Here is a 230-nt window from a genome sequence, read left to right as displayed (position 1 = left end):
CTGAAAATCTGATGAAGTTTTCCTTTTACGCTTTCCTTTTGTTCAACACCTTCTGACAGTTCTTTTAATATCTCATGTTTACCCTGCTTCTTTAAACCGTTCACAATAGCATAAGCCATGAACCGCTTGCCTTCACCCACAGGTTTGTTAAGCGAGGTTCCGTTATGTGATAGAAACAATAATGCATGAAGGTGATTGGGCATGATCACATAAGCTGCAACGTGACAACC

At 40.4% G+C, this 230-nt stretch carries 1 protein-coding gene; it reads right to left on the bottom strand.

The window, feature by feature from the left end; all coding sequences use genetic code 11:
* Positions 1-230: hypothetical protein (locus KK060_RS24970; protein WP_254158023.1), on the bottom strand; the 230-nt coding region annotated here is incomplete at both ends.

It is taken from the genome of Chryseosolibacter indicum, from assembly GCF_018598585.1.
GTDB classification, from domain to species: Bacteria; Bacteroidota; Bacteroidia; order Cytophagales; family Cyclobacteriaceae; genus Chryseosolibacter; species Chryseosolibacter indicus.
This window is presented reverse-complemented; position numbering and strand designations above follow the sequence as displayed.